Origin of the sequence: Methylobacterium currus, from assembly GCF_003058325.1 — a bacterium.
Lineage (GTDB): Bacteria > Pseudomonadota > Alphaproteobacteria > Rhizobiales > Beijerinckiaceae > Methylobacterium > Methylobacterium currus.
The window spans coordinates 5,162,556-5,179,664 of record NZ_CP028843.1 but is presented as its reverse complement, the minus strand read 5'-3'; the positions used below and the strand labels follow the sequence as shown (position 1 = coordinate 5,179,664).

15 protein-coding genes are annotated in these 17,109 nt (G+C 71.7%); 9 read left to right on the top strand and 6 right to left on the bottom strand.

From position 1 onward, the window contains the following. Window positions 1–45: 45 nt before the first annotated feature. Window positions 46–1,728 carry an EAL domain-containing protein gene (locus DA075_RS23920; protein WP_244936309.1) on the bottom strand — a complete coding sequence of 561 codons (1,683 nt, stop codon included), beginning with the start codon at window positions 1,726–1,728 and terminating at the stop codon, window positions 46–48. Between the two features lie 196 nt (window positions 1,729–1,924). Here DA075_RS23920 and DA075_RS23915 point away from each other — a divergent pair, with 196 nt between their 5' ends. The 4 genes from DA075_RS23915 (at window position 1,925) to DA075_RS23900 (ending at window position 5,416) form a co-directional block, all read left to right on the top strand. Beyond that, window positions 1,925–2,155, top strand: coding sequence for a heavy-metal-associated domain-containing protein (locus tag DA075_RS23915; protein ID WP_232387304.1), 231 nt, complete (start codon window positions 1,925–1,927; stop codon window positions 2,153–2,155). 179 nt (window positions 2,156–2,334) lie between these two features. After that, window positions 2,335–4,173, top strand: a complete 1,839-nt coding sequence (locus DA075_RS23910) for a sensor histidine kinase (protein WP_099955347.1) — start codon at window positions 2,335–2,337, stop codon at window positions 4,171–4,173. A 106-nt stretch (window positions 4,174–4,279) separates the two neighbouring features. Then, window positions 4,280–5,152: a peptidoglycan-binding domain-containing protein gene (locus DA075_RS23905; RefSeq protein ID WP_099955346.1), complete on the top strand. Its 873-nt coding sequence runs from the start codon at window positions 4,280–4,282 to the stop codon at window positions 5,150–5,152. A gap of 51 nt (window positions 5,153–5,203) precedes the next feature. After that, complete coding sequence (locus tag DA075_RS23900; RefSeq protein ID WP_164712471.1) at window positions 5,204–5,416, top strand: type II toxin-antitoxin system PrlF family antitoxin; 213 nt, start codon at window positions 5,204–5,206, stop codon at window positions 5,414–5,416. A gap of 239 nt (window positions 5,417–5,655) precedes the next feature. Here the strand turns inward: DA075_RS23900 and DA075_RS23895 are convergent, their stop codons facing one another. The 3 genes from DA075_RS23895 to carB form a co-directional block, all read right to left on the bottom strand. Then, on the bottom strand, window positions 5,656–6,159 hold the full coding sequence (locus DA075_RS23895) for a hypothetical protein (protein ID WP_099955344.1): 504 nt from the start codon (window positions 6,157–6,159) through the stop codon (window positions 5,656–5,658). A gap of 133 nt (window positions 6,160–6,292) precedes the next feature. Continuing rightward, window positions 6,293–6,769: a transcription elongation factor GreA gene (gene greA / locus DA075_RS23890; protein ID WP_048442228.1), complete on the bottom strand. Its 477-nt coding sequence runs from the start codon at window positions 6,767–6,769 to the stop codon at window positions 6,293–6,295. Window positions 6,770–6,895: 126 nt separating this feature from the next. After that, entirely contained in the window at window positions 6,896–10,369 is a 3,474-nt protein-coding gene (gene carB / locus DA075_RS23885; protein ID WP_099955343.1) for a carbamoyl-phosphate synthase large subunit, read from the bottom strand. Between the two features lie 152 nt (window positions 10,370–10,521). Between carB and DA075_RS23880 the strand changes: the two genes are divergently transcribed. Both DA075_RS23880 and DA075_RS23875 read left to right on the top strand, forming a co-directional pair. Beyond that, window positions 10,522–11,307 carry an SDR family NAD(P)-dependent oxidoreductase gene (locus DA075_RS23880; RefSeq protein ID WP_099955342.1) on the top strand — a complete coding sequence of 262 codons (786 nt, stop codon included), beginning with the start codon at window positions 10,522–10,524 and terminating at the stop codon, window positions 11,305–11,307. A gap of 109 nt (window positions 11,308–11,416) precedes the next feature. Then, window positions 11,417–11,881, top strand: a complete 465-nt coding sequence (locus DA075_RS23875) for a GtrA family protein (protein ID WP_232387307.1) — start codon at window positions 11,417–11,419, stop codon at window positions 11,879–11,881. A 238-nt stretch (window positions 11,882–12,119) separates the two neighbouring features. Here DA075_RS23875 and DA075_RS23870 read toward each other — a convergent pair whose 3' ends face one another. Both DA075_RS23870 and DA075_RS23865 read right to left on the bottom strand, forming a co-directional pair. Next, entirely contained in the window at window positions 12,120–13,397 is a 1,278-nt protein-coding gene (locus DA075_RS23870) for a porin (protein WP_420813076.1), read from the bottom strand. 325 nt (window positions 13,398–13,722) lie between these two features. After that, a complete protein-coding gene (locus tag DA075_RS23865) occupies window positions 13,723–14,601 on the bottom strand; it encodes a LysR substrate-binding domain-containing protein (protein WP_174800117.1) in 879 nt (292 codons plus the stop codon). A 106-nt stretch (window positions 14,602–14,707) separates the two neighbouring features. Between DA075_RS23865 and DA075_RS23860 the strand changes: the two genes are divergently transcribed. The 3 genes from DA075_RS23860 (at window position 14,708) to DA075_RS23850 (ending at window position 17,046) form a co-directional block, all read left to right on the top strand. Next, a complete protein-coding gene (locus DA075_RS23860; protein WP_232387308.1) occupies window positions 14,708–14,974 on the top strand; it encodes a DUF1127 domain-containing protein in 267 nt (88 codons plus the stop codon). Between the two features lie 119 nt (window positions 14,975–15,093). Further along, entirely contained in the window at window positions 15,094–16,224 is a 1,131-nt protein-coding gene (locus DA075_RS23855; protein WP_164712470.1) for a zinc-dependent alcohol dehydrogenase family protein, read from the top strand. Between the two features lie 384 nt (window positions 16,225–16,608). After that, a complete protein-coding gene (locus tag DA075_RS23850) occupies window positions 16,609–17,046 on the top strand; it encodes a tellurite resistance TerB family protein (protein ID WP_099955340.1) in 438 nt (145 codons plus the stop codon). The last annotated feature ends 63 nt before the right edge of the window (window positions 17,047–17,109 follow it).

Genomic DNA, 17,109 nt, shown 5'->3' with positions numbered 1-17,109 from the left:
CATGCTAGGCGGTCGGGCGCCGGCCCGCTACCGCTTCGTCATCCGTCACACGGCTCTTCGCAGCACGTCCCGGAAGGCGCGGCGCACCGGCGGCGGGTCGTCCGCCGGCGGATTCGGCTCGGGCACGGGCTCCGGCGCGGGCGGCGAGAGCACCTCGGGACGGACCACGCGGGGCGGCGAGAACACCGCGCCTTGCGCGAGCGGCAGGTCGAGGTCGATCAGGTCCGGCACGTCGGCCTCGCGCTCGACGCCCTCCGCAACCAGCCGGATCCCGGCCTGCGCCAGGGAGACGGCGAGCGCGGCGCCGTGCTCGCCGAGCAGGGTGTCGAGGCCGACCTTGGCGTAGCTCACCCCACGGGCCGCGAGGGCGGGGGTGTCGAGGCCCGGATCGGCCACCCGGTCGACCGCGAGCCCGATCCGCTCGCGCAGGGCATTGAGCGCGCTGGCCTGCTCGGCGTCGAGGCTGCGCCAGCTGCGCTGCGGCAGCGCCAGGATCAGCCGGCCGGCCAGCTCCGGGTGCAGGTCGATCAGGCGGGCCACCGCCCGCAGGAAGCCGGGCTCGAACAGCGATCCGGGCGACAGGGCATAGGCAACCGGCGTCTCGCTGCCGCGGGAGGCGAGGTGCTGACCGATCGCCGTCACGCGGGCGAGCATCAGCCGGTCGAGCTCGGTGGTGCGCCCGTGCCGCTCCAGCACCCGGACGAACTCCGCCGGCGACAGCAGGGCGTCGCCGACGCGCAGGCGGGCCAGGGCCTCGTAGAACGCCACCTTGCGCTGCGGCAGGCTGACGACCGGCTGAAGGTGGACTTCGAGCCCCTGGGCGAGGGCGGCGAGGATCTCGGCGTCCGGGCGGATCTCGGCGGCGGGCTCGGGCACGAAGGGCCGGCGCGGCGCGGGGGCGGCCTCCCGCGGCAGGATCGGGTCGGCCGGAGGCGCGGCGGGGGCCGGCGAGGGGACGGCCGACGCGGCCCGCGCCGCCGCGGGCTCGACCATCCAGGACGGGGCCGCGGGATGAACGGCCGCCGGCGGCTGCACGGGCGCGAGCGCGGCGGACAAGGCCGCGGCATAGTCCTGCGGCGGCTCCGCGCGCGTGGGCGCAGGCTGCAAGGGCGCGGCCGCAAAATTGGGGGCCGTCGCTAGCCCGGGAGCCGCCGGGTGCGGAAAAGCCGCAGCCTGCACCGGCGTCGCCTGAACCTGCACGGGCGGCACTTGCACGGGCGGCACTTGCACGGGCGGCACTTGCACGGGGGGAACTGGCACAGGGGGAACTGGCACGGGCGCAACCGGCTGGTCCGCGGCGATCGGCCCGGCCTTCAGCCGGGTCAGGTCCTCGTCCTGGGCCGCCACCGCCATGGCAAGCTCGCGCACGATGCCGCCGAGCAGGCCGATCTCGGCTGTGAGCTCCGACAGGCCGTTCTCCAGCTTGGCGGCCGGCACCGCCGGGGCCTCCCGTTGCTCCACCGTCAGCAGGCGGCGGGAGAGCAGGTCGATCTCGCCCGACAGCCTCTCGACCTGACGGGCGAGGCGGCTGGCGCGGCGCAGGGTGAGCACGGTGGCCACTCCGCCGATGACGGCTGCCGCCAGCGCGGCTCCGGCCACGGGCCCGAGGAGAGGCGTGGGCAGGAACGAGACGGCGACGCAGAGGCCGCCCGCCAGGAGGAGGGAGAGGCTGAGGGCTATCCGGCTCACCGACGACCCGCCGGCGCGCCGGCCGGAAATGAGGGCCATCGCGATTCCTTTTACGCGTCGAGGACAGGCCAGGTTCCGCGAATTCCGGCCTGCCCCGGTTGTCGCCGAGGCGCCGAATACCCGCAAGACGTGGCCACGGGCTGCCCACGGTTTTCGCGGTACCCTTGTCCGGAATGCCGCAGTACCCGAGATGGCTTGCGCGGCCCTTGTGCGCCGCCGGGTAAGGAGCGAGGCGATGACGGATGGGTCCGGCGAGCGGATGGAACTCCTGATGAAGGTCGAGGGCATGACCTGCCAGGGTTGCGTCGCGGCGGTGACCAAGGCGGTCCAGCGCCTCGACCCGGCGGCGCAGGTGAGCGTGGACCTGGAGGCCGGCCGCGTCGCGGTCGTCACCGACGCCCAGGCCCTCGACGTGGCCCAGGCGCTCGGCCGCGCCGGGTACGAGGCCGAAGCCATGACGGGGTAGGGCCACGACGGGGCGAGGCTATGACGGGGTAAGATCGCACCCGCGCATGATCGACCGGGGGACGACGATCCCGGGCGTCGCGCGCTCTAACGTTCGTTTAAGCCGGCTCTGCGAGGGTTTGGACAGTTCGCAGTGTAGGGGCGCCGGGGCCGCGAGGTCTCCCGCGCTGGCGTGGCGGTGTGCGTATCAACAGTGCCTTTGCGTCCCTGATCGATGCCCGGCTGACGGGCCTCGTCCACGACTCCGCCGCGGGCGACCCGGCCGAGCGGGCCCGCCACGAGCGGTTCCTGATCTCGCGGCTCGCCACCGGCGCCGTGCTGATGGCGATGCTGCCGCCTTATCTCCTCTGGCGCGGCGTGCCGACGCTGGTCGAGGCGACGGCGGCATGCTGCCTGATGCTGCCCGTGGTGGCGGCCCTGCTCCTGGCGCGTACCGGCAATCTCACCCTCGCCCATGGCCTGTCCTCGGCGGCGCTGACCGGGCTCGTCGTCTGCCTGGCGAGCCTCACCGGCGGCCCGACCTCGGCGGCCGCCATGTGGCTGGTGATGATCCCGGTCGAGGCCCTGCTCGCCGGCTCGCACCGCGCCGCCCTGGTGGCGGCCGTGTTCGCGATGCTGGGGGCGGTGGCGGTCGCGGTGATCGAGCCCACCCCGGGCCTCGGCTTCTTCGCCTGGCCGGCGGCGCTCGCGATGCCGGTCTTCGCCATCACGGCAATCTGCCACGTCCTGGCGCTCTCCCTGGAGCATCGCCGCCGCGAGGGCCGCTGGAGCGACCGGCTGCACGCCGCCACCTTGCGCGACGCGCTGCTCCTCGACGCCATCGACGACCTCGTCACCTGGCACGACCGCACCGGCAGCGTGCTGCGGGCGAGCCCGGCCGCCCGGTCGCTCGCCGGGACGACGCCGGACGCCCTGGAGGGCCGCGGCCTGTTCAACCGCGTCCACGTCTCCGACAGGCCGGCCTTCCTGACCGCGCTCAGCGACGCCGCCGGCCAGGCTCAGCCCGTGACGGTTCAGTTCCGCCTGCACGCTGCCGGCGGGACGGGTGAGGCCGGCCGGGTGATCTGGGCCGAGATGCGGGCCCACCGCGTCCCGGGGGCGGCGATGCCGGAAGCCGGCGAGACCGCCGTGGTGGCGGTGACCCGCGACGTCTCGGAGCACAGGCGCCGGGCCGAGGAGCTCGACCAGGCCCGGGCCGCGGCCGAGCGTGCCGACGAGGTCAAGAGCCGGTTCCTCGCCACGGTGAGCCACGAGCTGCGCACCCCGCTCAACGCCATCATCGGCTTCTCGGAGATGCTGGAGGCCGAATCGACCCTGGCGCTCGGCCCGGAGCGGCGGCGGGAATATGCCGGCATCATCCATTCCTCGGGCCAGCACCTGCTGGAGGTGGTCAACGCACTGCTCGACATGTCGCGGATCCAGAGCGGCAATTTCGACTACGCGCCCGAGCCGTTCGACCTCGCCGGCCTCGCCCGCGGCGTCTGCGACCTGATGCAGATCCGCGCCGACCAGGGCGGCGTGCGCCTGCGCCGCGAGATCGCCGCCGATCTGCCGGAGGTCACGGCGGATGCCCGCGCCTGCCGGCAGATGCTGATCAATCTCCTGTCGAACGCCGTGAAGTTCACGCCGCGCGGCGGCGACGTCGTGCTCTCGGTGCGCCGGGTGTTCGACCGGGTCGAGATGGCGGTGGTCGATACCGGGATCGGCATCGCAGAGGCCGACCTGCCGCGGCTCGGCGACCCGTTCTTCCAGGCCGGCCTCGGCGCCGGCGCCGGCTATGGCCGCCCGCACGAGGGTACGGGCCTGGGGCTCTCGGTGGTGCGCGGCCTCGTCGGGCTGCATCACGGCGAGCTCACGGTCGAGAGCAGCCCGTCCTGCGGCACCCGGGTGATCGTCGCCCTGCCGCTCGATTGCCGCGGCGCCCGCGGCGTGCCGGGCGGTCCGGTGCCGATCCGGACCGGACGTCTCGCCAGGGCCTATGTCGGCGACATGCCGGCCACGATGCGGCTGACGGGCTGACGTGAGCGAGTCGGCCACGGTTCCGCCGCCCCTGGTCCGCGCGAAGGCGGACCGATCGAAGCCGGATCGGTCCAGGCCGGACCGTCCGAAGCCGGAAGGAGACGCGATGTCCGAGGCGCCGGCCCGGAAGCCCGTCGAGGCGACAGCCCGGCGACACGATTCCGACGTGGCGCTGACCGCCGAGGCGCGGCCGGCGCCGCGCCCGCGTCCGGCCGCCCGGGCGCCGCGCGCGCCCCGGAGCGCCCCGCGTCCCGCCGGTCCCCTCGACCGCCTGCGGCTCCGGGCCGACCGGATCCTGCGCCATCCGGCCGGCATCGTCGGCGGCCTCCTCGCCCTCGGGGCGGTGGCGGCGGTGGCGGCGAACGCCCTCAGCTTCCAGACCGGCCGCCATCCGGCGCCCCTCTTCGCCAAGGCCCCGCCGCTCCCGGGCCTCGCGCCCGCGGGCGAGGCCGCGCCCACCGCGACGGCGAAGGCCGAGGCGCCGCGCAGTACGGGCGACGCGGGACCGCGCGAGGCCGCGGCGCGGCCCAAGCCGGACGGGATCGGCGCGCTGATCCGGGGCGAGGATCACGGGACCGCCTCGGTCACCCCGAAGGCCGCGCCGGCCAAGGCTGTGGCCGCGAAGGCGGCACCGGCGAAGGAGGCTCCCGCCAGGGACGCGGCCGGCAAGGATACCGCCGGCAAGGATACCGCTGGCAAGCCTGCGCCGGTCCGGGAGGCGAGGGCGGCGGAGCCGGTGAAGGCCTCGGCGCTCCACGCCGCGCCGGCTCCCGGCGCCAAACCCGACAAGGCGGTCGCCTACGCGCAGCGCGCCCTGATCAAGCTCGGCTACGGCCCGCTCACCGTAGACGGCATCGCCGGTCCGACCACCCGCGCCGCGCTCGCCCGCTTCGAGCGGGAACGCCGCCTGCCCGGCGCGAGCGTGGCGCGCCGGACCCTGCAGGAACTCGAGGCACGCTCGGGGCTCAAGCCGGAATAGGGAGGTGTGCCGTCCCGCGGCGTCGCCCATGGTGGCGGGATGGACCGTGTGGTGGACGAGGGCGACACGATGAGTCTGCGCCGCGCGGAGAACGACACGGACCCTGTGGTCGACGCCCTTCTGACGTTTCTCGCGCGGGACATGGCCGACAACCCGTTGCATATCACGGTGATTCCGGCCGGCCTCGCGGCACGGATGGCCGCCTTCACGGCGGGGATCGCCGTCGATCTCGACGACGACATCGACGGCACCGTGATTCTCTGAGAGCCGGTTTGATTGGCTGCATCGGTTGATCCGACACGCACACCAACAACTCTCCCCGTCATCCCGGGTTCTCGACTTCGTCAAGCTCCGGGATGACGAGGGAGGACGCCAATTCGGTCGGCACACTTAATCGGGCTCTCGGGACGTGGCCGCGGGTGGGATAACGGGGATGTCTGCGACGCGGCTTGCGCCGGTTGGGCAAGCTCTCAGCCGTGGGCACCGAGCCGAACGGCCAACCCTCACTCCAGCCCCAACCCCCGCCGGAGCCACGCCGCGTAATGCCCGGCGATGTAGGTCACGCGCCGGCGCTCCGAGGCCGGGTCGTACCAGGCGCCGCCGGCGCTGGCGTTGGTGGCGGAGAGCTGGGGGTGGCGCAGCAGCACGGTGCCGGCGCGGTCGACCACGAGGGCCTCGCCTTCGAGATAGTCGCTGTTGGTGGCATTGCCGCCGCCGAAGCGGGTCTCGCTCCCGGCATAGGGGTTGAGCGAGATGCCGGTCACCCGCACGACGAGCGTCGGGCCGGGGCCGCCGACCCGGTCGGCGAAGTTCTTGGCCAGCGCCGCCTGCAACTCGCCCCGCACGGTCTCCGCATAGGGGCCGAGGCCGCGGGCGAGGAGGGGGCCGACATCGACCCGGATGGCGGAGAAGCGCGTCCCCGGCGGCAGGGTCGCGTCCTGCGCGCCCGCCGGCAGGGCGGCCGCCAGCAGGGCGGCCGCGATCAGGGGTCGGAACCAGCGCAGCATCGGCGTCGTCTCCACGGCGCCCGACGGGGCCACCTCGTGAGGGCCGGGATAGCCTCAGGCCGCCGTCACGGCAACGCTTCGCGGGCCGGGCGCCGGGCGATCCTCCGCTCAGGCGCCGAACGATCGTCGGCGCCTAAGCGCCGAACTGGATGCCGACGATTTCGTAGGACTTGCCGCCGCCCGGGGTGACGACCTCGACGGTGTCGCCGACGGCCTTGCCGATCAGGGCGCGGGCGATGGGCGAGGTGATCGAGACCCGGCCGGCATGCACGTCGGCCTCGGGCTCGCCGACGATCTGGTAGGTCTTCTCCTCCTCGGTGTCCTCGTCGATCAGCTTGACGGTGGCGCCGAACTTGACCTTCGTCCCCGAGAGCTTCGACACGTCGATGACCTCGGCGCGGGAGATCAGGCTCTCCAGCTCCAGCACCCGGCCCTCGTTGTGCGACTGTGCCTCCTTGGCGGCGTGGTACTCGGCATTCTCCGACAGGTCGCCGAGCGCGCGGGCCTCCGCGATCGCCTGGATGATCCGCGGACGCTCCTCCTGCTGGCGGCGCTTCAGCTCCGCCTCCAGAGCCGCGAATCCCCGTACCGTGATCGGAACCTTGTCCATCGTCGTCGTCTCGCGTCACAAATAATCGGCCCGGCGGGAGGGTGAGCCTCCCCGACCGGGCCTGTTTCCGATTGTCCCGCGCGGGCGCGTGGGGATGAGAAGAGATGTCTCCGCGGTCCTACGTCTTCACGCCGCGAAATATTCCTGCAGGGCCCGGACCTCGAGATCGCCCCCGAGATAGGCCTTGATTCCCTCTGCGGCCGCCATCGCTCCCGCGAGAGTGGTGTAGTACGGCACTTTATGCAAGAGGGCGGCCCGGCGCAGGGACCGGGAGTCGGACAGCGCGCCCGCCCCCTCGGTGGTGTTGAACACCAGGTGGATCTCGCCGTTCTTGATCGCGTCGACCACGTGCGGCCGGCCCTCCAGCACCTTGTTGATGCGGGCGCAAGCCACGCCGTTCTCGACGAGGTAGCGCTGCGTGCCGGTGGTGGCGAGCACCGTGAAGCCGAGTTCGGCGAGCAGCTTGATCGATGGCAGGATGCGCGCCTTGTCGCCGTCGCGCACCGAGACGAAGACCGTGCCGGCCTTCGGCACCTGGGTGCCGGAGCCGAGCTGGCTCTTGGCGAAGGCGACGCCGAAGCCGCGGTCGAGGCCGATCACCTCGCCGGTCGAGCGCATCTCCGGCCCGAGCAGCACGTCGACCCCGGGGAAGCGGGCGAAGGGGAAGACCGCTTCCTTGACGGCGATGTGCGGCAGGGTCTTGGGCTTGAGGCCGAAGGAGGCGAGGGGCTCGCCGGCCATGACCCGGGCGGCGATCTTGGCGATCGGCTCGCCGATCACCTTGGCGACGAACGGCACCGTGCGCGACGCCCGCGGGTTCACCTCCAGGACGTAGATCATCCCGTCCTTGATCGCGTATTGCACGTTCATCAGGCCGCCGACCTCGAGCGCGAGCGCGAGGCCGCGGGTCTGGCGCTCCAGCTCGGCGATGGTTTCGGCTGAGAGCGAGCGCGGCGGCAGCGAGCAGGCCGAGTCCCCCGAGTGGATGCCCGCCTCCTCGATGTGCTCCATGATGCCGGCGATGAAGACATCCTTCCCGTCCGAGACCGCGTCGACGTCGACCTCGATCGCGTCCGACAGGTAGCGGTCGAACAGGAGCGGGTTCTTGCCCAGGACGGTGTTGATCTGGCCGGTCTTGTCGTTGGGGTAACGGGCCTTCACGTCCGACGGGATCAGGCTCGGCAGGGTGTCGAGCAGGTAGTCGGCGAACTGGGTCTCGTCGTGGATGATCGCCATCGCGCGCCCGCCGAGCACGTAGGAGGGGCGCACCACGAAGGGCAGGCCGAGATCGGCGGCGATGAGCCGGCTCTGCTCCACCGAATAGGCGATGCCGTTCTTCGGCTGCTTCAGGTGCAGCTTGTCGAGCAGGCGCTTGAAGCGGTCGCGGTCCTCGGCGAGGTCGATCGCGTCCGGCGAGGTGCCGAGGATCGGCACCCCGGCCTCCTCGAGGGCGCGGGCGAGCTTCAGCGGGGTCTGGCCGCCGAACTGCACGATGACGCCGTGGAGCGTGCCGGCCTGCCGCTCGGTCTCGATGATCTCCAGCACGTCCTCGGCGGTCAGCGGCTCGAAATAGAGCCGGTCCGAGGTGTCGTAGTCGGTCGAGACCGTCTCCGGATTGCAGTTGACCATGATGGTCTCGTAACCCGCATCCGAGAGCGCGAAGCAGGCGTGGCAGCAGCAATAGTCGAACTCGATGCCCTGGCCGATCCGGTTCGGGCCGCCGCCGAGGATGATCACCTTCTTCTTGTCCGAGGGCAGCGCCTCGTCGGCCATCGCGCCCGCGAAGGGGGCGACGTAGGTCGAGTACATATAGGCCGTCGGCGACTTGAACTCGGCCGCGCAGGTGTCGATCCGCTTGAAGACCGGCCGCACGCGGAGCGACCGGCGGGCGTCGCGCACCGCACCCTCGTCCGTGCCGGCGAGCACGGCGAGGCGCGCATCGGAAAAACCCGCCGCCTTGAGCTGGCGGAAGGCGCCTTCGGTCTTCGGCAGGCCGAAGCGCTTCACCTTCGTCTCGAGATCGATGATGCCCTGGAGCTGCTCCAGGAACCACGGGTCGATCTTGCAGGAGGCGTGGACCTCCTCGTGGCTGACGCCGAGGCGCAAAGCCTGCGCCACCTTGAGCAGCCGGTCGGGGGTCGGGGTGCCGATCGCCGCCTTGATGGCGTTGCGGTCGTCGCCCTTGCCGAGGCCCTCGATCTCGATCTCGTCGAGGCCGGTGAGGCCGGTCTCCAGCGAGCGCAGGGCCTTCTGGAGCGACTCGGAGAAGGTGCGGCCGATCGCCATCGCCTCGCCGACCGACTTCATGGCGGTGGTCAGCGTCGGCTCGGCGCCCGGGAACTTCTCGAAGGCGAAGCGCGGGATCTTGGTGACGACGTAGTCGATCGTCGGCTCGAACGAGGCCGGGGTGGCACCGCCCGTGATGTCGTTGGCGATCTCGTCGAGGGTGTAGCCGACGGCGAGCTTGGCCGCGACCTTGGCGATCGGGAAGCCGGTCGCCTTCGAGGCGAGCGCCGAGGAGCGCGACACGCGCGGGTTCATCTCGATCACGATCATCCGGCCGGTGGCCGGATCGACGGCGAACTGCACGTTCGAGCCGCCGGTCTCGACGCCGATCTCGCGCAGGACCGCGAGCGAGGCGTCGCGCATGCGCTGGTATTCCTTGTCGGTCAGCGTCAGCGCCGGCGCCACCGTGATCGAGTCGCCGGTATGCACCCCCATCGGGTCGAGGTTCTCGATCGAGCAGACGATGATGCAGTTGTCCGCACGATCGCGGACGACCTCCATCTCGTACTCCTTCCAGCCCAGCACCGATTCCTCGATCAGCACCTCGTTGGTCGGCGAGGCGTCGATGCCGCGTTCGACGATGTCGAGGAACTCCTCCCGGTTATAGGCGATGCCTCCGCCGGTGCCGCCCATCGTGAAGGACGGCCGGATGATCGCCGGCAGGCCGACCTCGGCCAAAGCCACCAGCGCCTGGCCGATCGCGTGCTCGCCGTAGCGCTTGCGCCGGTCGTTCTCGCCGGAGGCCCACTTCTTCTCGAAGGCGGCGAGCGCCGCCTTGCGGGACTGCGGGTCGCTCTCGGCCGCCTCGATGCGGGCCACCTCGGCGAGGTACTTCTCCCGGTCGGCCTTCTTGGCCGCCGAGGCGTTGGCCAGCGCCGATTTCGGGGTCTCGAGCCCGATCTTGGTCATCGCGTCGCGGAAGAGGCTGCGATCCTCCGCCTTGTCGATCGCCTCCGCGGTGGCGCCGATCATCTGCACGCCGAATTTTTCCAGCACGCCCATGCGCTTGAGCGAGAGGGCGCAGTTCAGCGCGGTCTGCCCGCCCATGGTCGGCAGGAGGGCGTCGGGCCGCTCCTTCTCGATGATGCGGGCGACGATCTCCGGCGTGATCGGCTCGACATAGGTGGCGTCGGCGAGATCCGGATCGGTCATGATCGTCGCCGGATTCGAGTTGACCAGGATGATCCGGTAGCCTTCCTCACGCAGGGCCTTGCAGGCCTGCGTGCCGGAATAATCGAACTCGCATGCCTGCCCGATGACGATCGGGCCCGCGCCGATGATGAGGATGGAGGAGAGATCGGTGCGCTTGGGCATCGGACGCTTCAGACTCGTGCGGCGCGCTGCCTCGTTCCTCGGATCCGGCGTCGCGAGGCCCTGGCGGGCGTCGAGGCGGGAGCGGAACGTACGGGAGCGGCGGGGATTGCGTTGGGCGCCCTTAGCATAGGCGTACAGATCAGGGGAAGGGTGTGGCCGAGAACGGGGACAGGAGGGGAGATGCGCGCTGGACGCTGGTCACCGGCGCGTCGAGCGGAATCGGCGCCGAGATCGCCCGGGCCTTCGCCCGGCGCGGGCGACCGCTGGTGCTGAGCGCCCGGCGGGTGGACCGCCTGGAGGCGCTGGCGGCGGACCTGCCCGTCCCGGTCGCGGTGATCCCGGCCGACCTCGCGGCACCGGGCGCCGCCGAGGGCCTGATCGCGGCGGTCGCGGCGCGGGGCATTCCTCTCCACACCCTCGTCAACAATGCGGGCTTCGGCCTGCGCGGCCGCCTCAGCGCCCTGCCGGCGCAGGACCAGACCGAGATGGTGGCGGTGAATGTCACGGCGCCGACCGTGCTCAGCCGCCTGGTGCTGCCCGGCCTGATCGCCCGGCGCTCCGGCGGCATCCTCAACGTCGCCTCTGTGGTCGCCTACCTGCCGGGTCCCAACATGGCGGCCTACTATGCCAGCAAGGCCTACCTCCTGTCGCTGTCGGAGGCCCTCTACGAGGAGGCGCGGCCGCACGGCGTGACCGTCACGGCCGTCTGTCCCGGCGCCACCGCGACGGAGTTTTCGGAGCGGGCCGATGTCGGCGGCGCCAAGCGCTTCACCGGCAACGTGATGGCGCCGGACGCGGTGGCCGAGGCGGCGGTCGCCGGCCATCTCGCCGGCCGTGCGGTGGTGATCCCCGGAGCGGCCAACCGGGCCGCGGTGATCGGCGCCCGCCTGATGCCGCGCTGGCTCAGCCGAAAGGTGGCGGCTCGCCTGCAAGGATGACCCCGGATCCGCCGCTTTCGGGTCATCTTCGGTTCAGTGCCCGGCGCTAGACAGGAAGCGGGGCGGCGCCGGCCGCCCCGATGATTCCTGTGCGTGGTCGAGTGACGCCGTGGCGAGCGAACCGAGAGCGAAGCTGTGGGATGCCGACGCGCTGGCGGCTCTTGCGCGGCAATTCCTCTCTTATGTCGGTGTGAGCCTCGCGGCGCTCGCCGTGCATTACGCCCTGCTCGCCGCCCTGGTCGAGACCGGCCGCGCCGATCCGGTGCCGGCGGCGCTCGCCGGCTACCTCGCCGGCGCGGTGGTCTCCTACGGGCTCAACCGCCGCCTGACCTATGCGAGCGCCCGGCCCCATGCCGAGGCGACCTGGCGCTTCGGCGTCGTGGCGGCCATCGGCTTCGGGCTGACCTGGCTGATCATGGCGGGGCTCACCCGCGGGTTCGGCCTGCCCTACCTGCCGGCCCAGCTGCTGGCGACCGGCGTCGTGGTGTTCTGGAATTTCCTCGGCCATCGCCTGTGGACCTTCGCCGGCAGGCCGGTGCCGGTCTTGTCGGAAGAGACGTCGGGGGTGCGGTGACGCCCCGGGTCATGGCCGGCGGTGCGAACGACCGGCTTCGTCCGTAGGGCCTTTGCCCGTCTTTGCGCGGATCGCTCTTCCGCCCCGCCGCCGTCTTGCAGGCCCAGCTCCGCCTGTCCCGCACGAAAGCCTCGCTCGTCCTTCAATCCGACTTTCGTGATGCCACCAAAACGACGGACGCCCGCCCGGCGGGAAGCCGGGCGGGCGCGGGGGGACGGTCGGTGATCGGGGGAGCGGCTTAGAAGGTGATGCCGCCCTCGATCATGTAGCGGTCCTGCGAGGTGCGGTTGCCGGTGCGGCCGAAGCCGGTGCCGAGCGTGCCGAAGACCAGGTCGCCGCGGGTGATGTCGTAGAGCTGAACCCGCGAATACTCGCCGCGGACGAAGTAGCGGTCAAAGGTGAAGGTCGGCGTGACGGTGAAGGACAGGGCCGAGCTGCCCGCGCCGTAGAGCAGGCTGGTGCCGCCGGCGAACCGGTCGCCGGTCTGGGCGATGTACTCGACGCGGCCGGCGAGCGCGAAGTTGTCGGTGAAGGCGTAGCTCGCCAGGACCGCTCCGCCATAGGTCGAGGCGCCCTCGGCGATGCCGATCTTGAAGTCGCGCGCGACGTTCGTGTACTGGAAGTAGGGCGTGATCGTCCACGGCCCGTTCGAATAGGTGTAGTTGATCGACAGGATCCCGCTATTCTGCTGGAAGAGCGGCGTCGCGTAGGAGTAGCGCAGGCTGCGCGACAGCACGTCGGTGCGGTCGAGGTTGACGCCGCCGTTGATGCCGAAGGTGTTGTTGTCGTCGAGCTTGTAGGTGACGGCGCCGGTGAGCCAGCTGATGTTGCCGGAGAAGAATCCGTCGGTGCCGGCGACCGAGGCCGACCACGGGCCGTCGCTGTAGTTCACCTGCACGCCGTGGTTGATGATGTTCTCCTGGTTGAACAGGAGGCCACGGGAGATGTTCAGGTTCTGGAAGGTGAACGGCGCCTCGGTGCCGATCAGGGTCGGCATCCGGCCGCCCTGGATCGACCAGTTGTCGTTGAACACGTACTTGCCGAAGGCGACCGGCAGCGGCGTGAACAGCAGGTCGGTCTGGTCGAGGGCGCTGTAGTTGAGGAAGCCGAGGGCCGGGATCGCGTAGGCGCCGGCCTGGACGTAGAATTGGAACGGGCCGTCGGCCTTCTGGATCCAGCCCTGGATGTTGGTGAAGTCGACCCGGGCCGCCCGGTCGCTCGGCAGCGGCGCGGCTGAGAACGGGAAGGGGTTGGTCTGGGTATAGGCGTAGCCGGTGATCGCGCCGCCGACATAGATGTCGCCGAAGCCGCCGAGGGTGAAGCAGGACGGGTTCGGGTTCGGCTTGATGACGCCGCCATAGGCCGGCAGCGACAGGGTCGCCTTGCAGTGCTCGACAACGGCCACCGGGGCAGGGGCCGGGGCGGCCAGGTCGGCGGCGAGAGCGGAGCCGGACGACAGCAGGGCGACGGTCAGGCTGCTGAGGGTGAAGCGCATTGCCACGGTCGGGGAGTCCATGTGGAGCCGGATCTGTGGGGCCAGATCCGGCCGGGGCCAACTGCGGCCAAGCTGGCAGTGTGGCGGCAACGTGGCAAAACCTTTTGTTGTGCGTTTGCTCAAAAATTGGGCAATCTAGCCTCTGTTGCGAAGGTGTATCCGTTGCCGTGTCTTTCGCGCAACGCGGGTGGATACTTGGTCTGCGTACGATTCGAGCGGTCTCGCGGCGCCTCTGCGTTGGGGCAGTTCGGCGCGAGCCGCCCGAGATGCACCCGCCGGTGATGGGGTCGGACCCTGCTGGCACCGGCGATGCGCCGGGACCGCGGGGCGTGACGGGATCGCCGGCTCACGCCTCCGCGGCCAGCATCCGCCGCAGCCAGTCGACGAAGGCCGACGCGGCCGGCGAGAGCGGACGGTCCGCCGCCGGCACGGCGGCGAAGCCGTCGGCGAAGCGGTGCAGGCCGCAGGGGGCGACGAGGCGGCCCGCCGCCAGGTCGTCGCGCACCAGCACCTGCTCCACCAGCGCGACGCCGAGGCCCGACAGGGCGGCCTCGATGCACAGGCCGTTATGCGGGAAGGCGATGTCCCGCTCGGCCGCGACCCGCATCCCCGTCGCCGCCTCCCAGGCCGGCCAGGAATGCGGCGTGTATTCGTGGACGATCCGGGTCTCGGCGGCGATCCGCCGGTTCTCGACCCGGACCAAGTAATCGGGCGCGCAGACCGCCCCGAAGGCCACGTCGCCGAGGCGGATCGCCCGGGTCTCGTCGCGGATCGGATGGGCGAGCCGGTCCCAGGTCAGCACCAGGTCTGCGCCGTCGTCGCGGGTCTCCCGGGCCGAGGTCATCGAGAGGCGCACCTGCACCGTCGGCCGCTCGCGGTAGAAGCCCGACAGCCGCGGCACCAGCCAGCGCATCGCGAAGGTCGCCCCGCAGGCGAGGTGGACGTTGGCGCCGCGCCCGGCATCGCGCAGGCGAAGGTAGCCCCGCTCCAGATCGTCGAGCACCCCCGCCACCACGGCCCGGAAGGCCTCGCCGGCGGGGGTGAGCCGCAGGCCCGTGCCGGCCTTCTCGAACAGGGCGGTGCCGGCCTGATCCTGCAGCGCCCGCACCTGGCGCGACACCGCCCCGTGGGTGCGCCCGAGCTCGTTGGCCGCCTTCGTCACCGAGCCGAGGCGCGCCGCCGCCTCGAAGGCGCGCAGGGACGAGAGCGGCGGCAGATTGCGCATGGCGGAGACCTGTGAGTTTCGCGCACGAAACGGGGTGAAGAACTCAATATACGGCGGTCCCCGCTCCGGGTAGCTCTGCCTGGCCCGATCCAGAAGGAGACCTGCCGTGGCCGCCACCGTCATCCCGTTCCCGATGCACCGCATCGCCGGCGCTCCGCGGGTCGTGACCGTGAGCCACGTGCACGAACCGCGCCTGGCCGGCCTGGCGATCCTGCGCGGCTGGTTCCGGCGATGGAGCGCCCGCCGCGGCCTCGCGCGCGACTTGCCCTTCATGACCGACGAGACCCTGGCCGATGTCGGCCTCAGCCGCGCGGAGGCGCTCGCCGAGGCCGGCCGCCCGTTCTGGCAGGCCGGCGCGCACGACGCCGCCTGAGGATGCGGCCTGAGCGTGACGCGGCCTGATCCTGCGCCCGCGGCCGGTTGACCGGCAGCAGTGCCGCTGCCAGCCTGCTCCCGCCGGGGCCGGGAGACGCCCCGCCGGGAGGATCCATCGTGTCCCTACGCGTCCGCGCCGCCATCCTGCACCACGCCCCGGTCGGGCGGCCCTATGCCGAGAGCCGGCCGCTCCGCATCGAGACGATCGAACTCGATCCGCCGGGGCCGGACGAGGTGCTGGTCAAGATCGCCGGTGCCGGCCTCTGCCATTCCGACCTCTCGGTCATCAACGGCGACCGGGTCCGGCCGGTGCCGGTGGCGCTCGGGCACGAGGCCTCCGGCATCGTCGAGGAGCCCGGGCCCGGCGTCACCGACCTCAAGCGCGGCGACCACGTCGTGATGTCCTTCGTGCCGACCTGCGGCGGCTGTGCGCCCTGCCGCGAGGGACGCGGCGCCCTGTGCGAGCCCGGCAACGCCGCCAACGCCCGCGGCACGCTCCTGTCCGGCGCGAAGCGCATCCGCTGCGACGGCGCCGAGGTGAGTCACCACAGCGGCGTCTCGGCTTTCGGCGAATACGCGGTGATCTCGCGGCGCTCGATCGTGAAGATTGATTCCGAGGTGCCGCTCGTCGAGGCTGCCCTGTTCGGCTGCGCGGTGATGACCGGCGTCGGCGCGGTGGTGAATACCTGCCAGGTGCGGATGGGCCAGAGCGTCGCGGTGGTGGGCCTCGGCGGCGTCGGCCTTTCGGCGCTGATCGGCGCGGTGGCCTGCGGAGCGGGCCGCGTCGTCGCGGTCGATCTCTCCGAGGACAAGCTCCGGGTCGCCCGCGAGCTCGGCGCCACCGACACCTTCCTCGCGTCCGATCCCGACGCCGTCGCGGCGATCCGCGACGCCACCGACGGCGGCGTCGACTACGCCCTGGAGATGGCCGGCTCGGTGAAGGCCTTCGACACCGCCTACCGGATCACCCGCCGCGGCGGCACCACGGCCACCGCCGGCCTCGCCAACCCGAACCACAGCTTCACCCTGCCGCCGGTCGGTCTCGTCGGCGAGGAGCGGGTGGTGCGCGGCAGCTACATGGGCTCCTGCGTCCCGGCCCGGGACATCCCGCGCTACATCGCGCTGTATCGCCAGGGCCGCCTGCCGGTGAACAAGCTGATGACCGGCACCCTCACCCTCGACCAGATCAACGAGGGCTTCGACCGGCTCGATCGCGGCGAGGCGATCCGCCAAGTGATCGCGATGTAGCAAGTGATCGCGATGTAGCACGTGATCGCGATGTAGCACGTGATCGCCATGGAGGAGGCGGTTCTACGCGGCGGGACGGCCCGGTGCGCGGCAATCCCGTCGAGAGGGCCGGGGGCAGACTCTTGCTGCCCTCTCGCCGTCCCGGCGCCAGTCGTGCCGTGATTCCGGGGCCTCCCCATCGCAGCGTTCGCGGTCGAGACGGGCGTGTCGGATGGAGCACGCCCGGGGGTTTTCTTGTGCAGACCTCGGCCGTTGCCCGAATTCGTCCGCCGGTCGCGGCGGCGTTGCACTTGTCCGGCGCGTGTGCCCGTGCATCGTTGGGCGACCGCGACGAGGGGGCCGCCCGCTGCCGGCCCGAGGGATTTTTCACCTTAAGGACGTGTCATGGGGCTGTTTCAGGATGCCTTCTCCCGGTTCGGCCGGGTCGTCATGTCCTATGCCGGCGACACCGCCTTCCTCCACGCCTCCTGCTCGGCCGCCGCCACCGTGATCCTGGCCGACCAGGAGATCGACGAGGAGGAGATCGAGACGGCGCTCGCCGACCTCAGCAACAACCCGATCCTGCACAAGTCCTACGGCGTGCTGAAGCTCGAGCAGGAGCTGCACGAGGCGATCGCCCGGGCGAAGAGCCGGGCCGGGCGGCTCGAGAACCTGCGCCTCGTCGGCGCCATCGCCGACCGGCCGCTGGAGCAGCGCCAGGACGTCTTCCTCATCGCCGCCGACGTCGCCGACCAGGGCGGCATCAGCGAGCTGGAGCACAAGGCCCTCGACGAGATCGCCGAGGTGCTCGGCGTCGAGAAGGCGGCCCTGCTTGGCCTCTGACGTCGGGCGCGTGAGGGCCTGACACCGGCTCGTCCCGCCATATCTCCTCCTCGATCGAAGGAC

What these genes read in the sequence shown, in the direction of transcription:
- DA075_RS23915 (WP_232387304.1), top strand. Translation starts at nt 1,925, where the DNA reads ATGACGGATGGGTCCGGCGAGCGGATGGAACTCCTGATGAAGGTCGAG.
- DA075_RS23865 (WP_174800117.1), bottom strand. Translation starts at nt 14,601, where the DNA reads ATGCGCAATCTGCCGCCGCTCTCGTCCCTGCGCGCCTTCGAGGCGGCG.
- DA075_RS23920 (WP_244936309.1), bottom strand. Translation starts at nt 1,728, where the DNA reads ATGGCCCTCATTTCCGGCCGGCGCGCCGGCGGGTCGTCGGTGAGCCGG.
- DA075_RS23905 (WP_099955346.1), top strand. Translation starts at nt 4,280, where the DNA reads ATGTCCGAGGCGCCGGCCCGGAAGCCCGTCGAGGCGACAGCCCGGCGA.
- DA075_RS23850 (WP_099955340.1), top strand. Translation starts at nt 16,609, where the DNA reads ATGGGGCTGTTTCAGGATGCCTTCTCCCGGTTCGGCCGGGTCGTCATG.
- carB (WP_099955343.1), bottom strand. Translation starts at nt 10,369, where the DNA reads ATGCCCAAGCGCACCGATCTCTCCTCCATCCTCATCATCGGCGCGGGC.
- DA075_RS23870 (WP_420813076.1), bottom strand. Translation starts at nt 13,397, where the DNA reads ATGGACTCCCCGACCGTGGCAATGCGCTTCACCCTCAGCAGCCTGACC.
- greA (WP_048442228.1), bottom strand. Translation starts at nt 6,769, where the DNA reads ATGGACAAGGTTCCGATCACGGTACGGGGATTCGCGGCTCTGGAGGCG.
- DA075_RS23895 (WP_099955344.1), bottom strand. Translation starts at nt 6,159, where the DNA reads ATGCTGCGCTGGTTCCGACCCCTGATCGCGGCCGCCCTGCTGGCGGCC.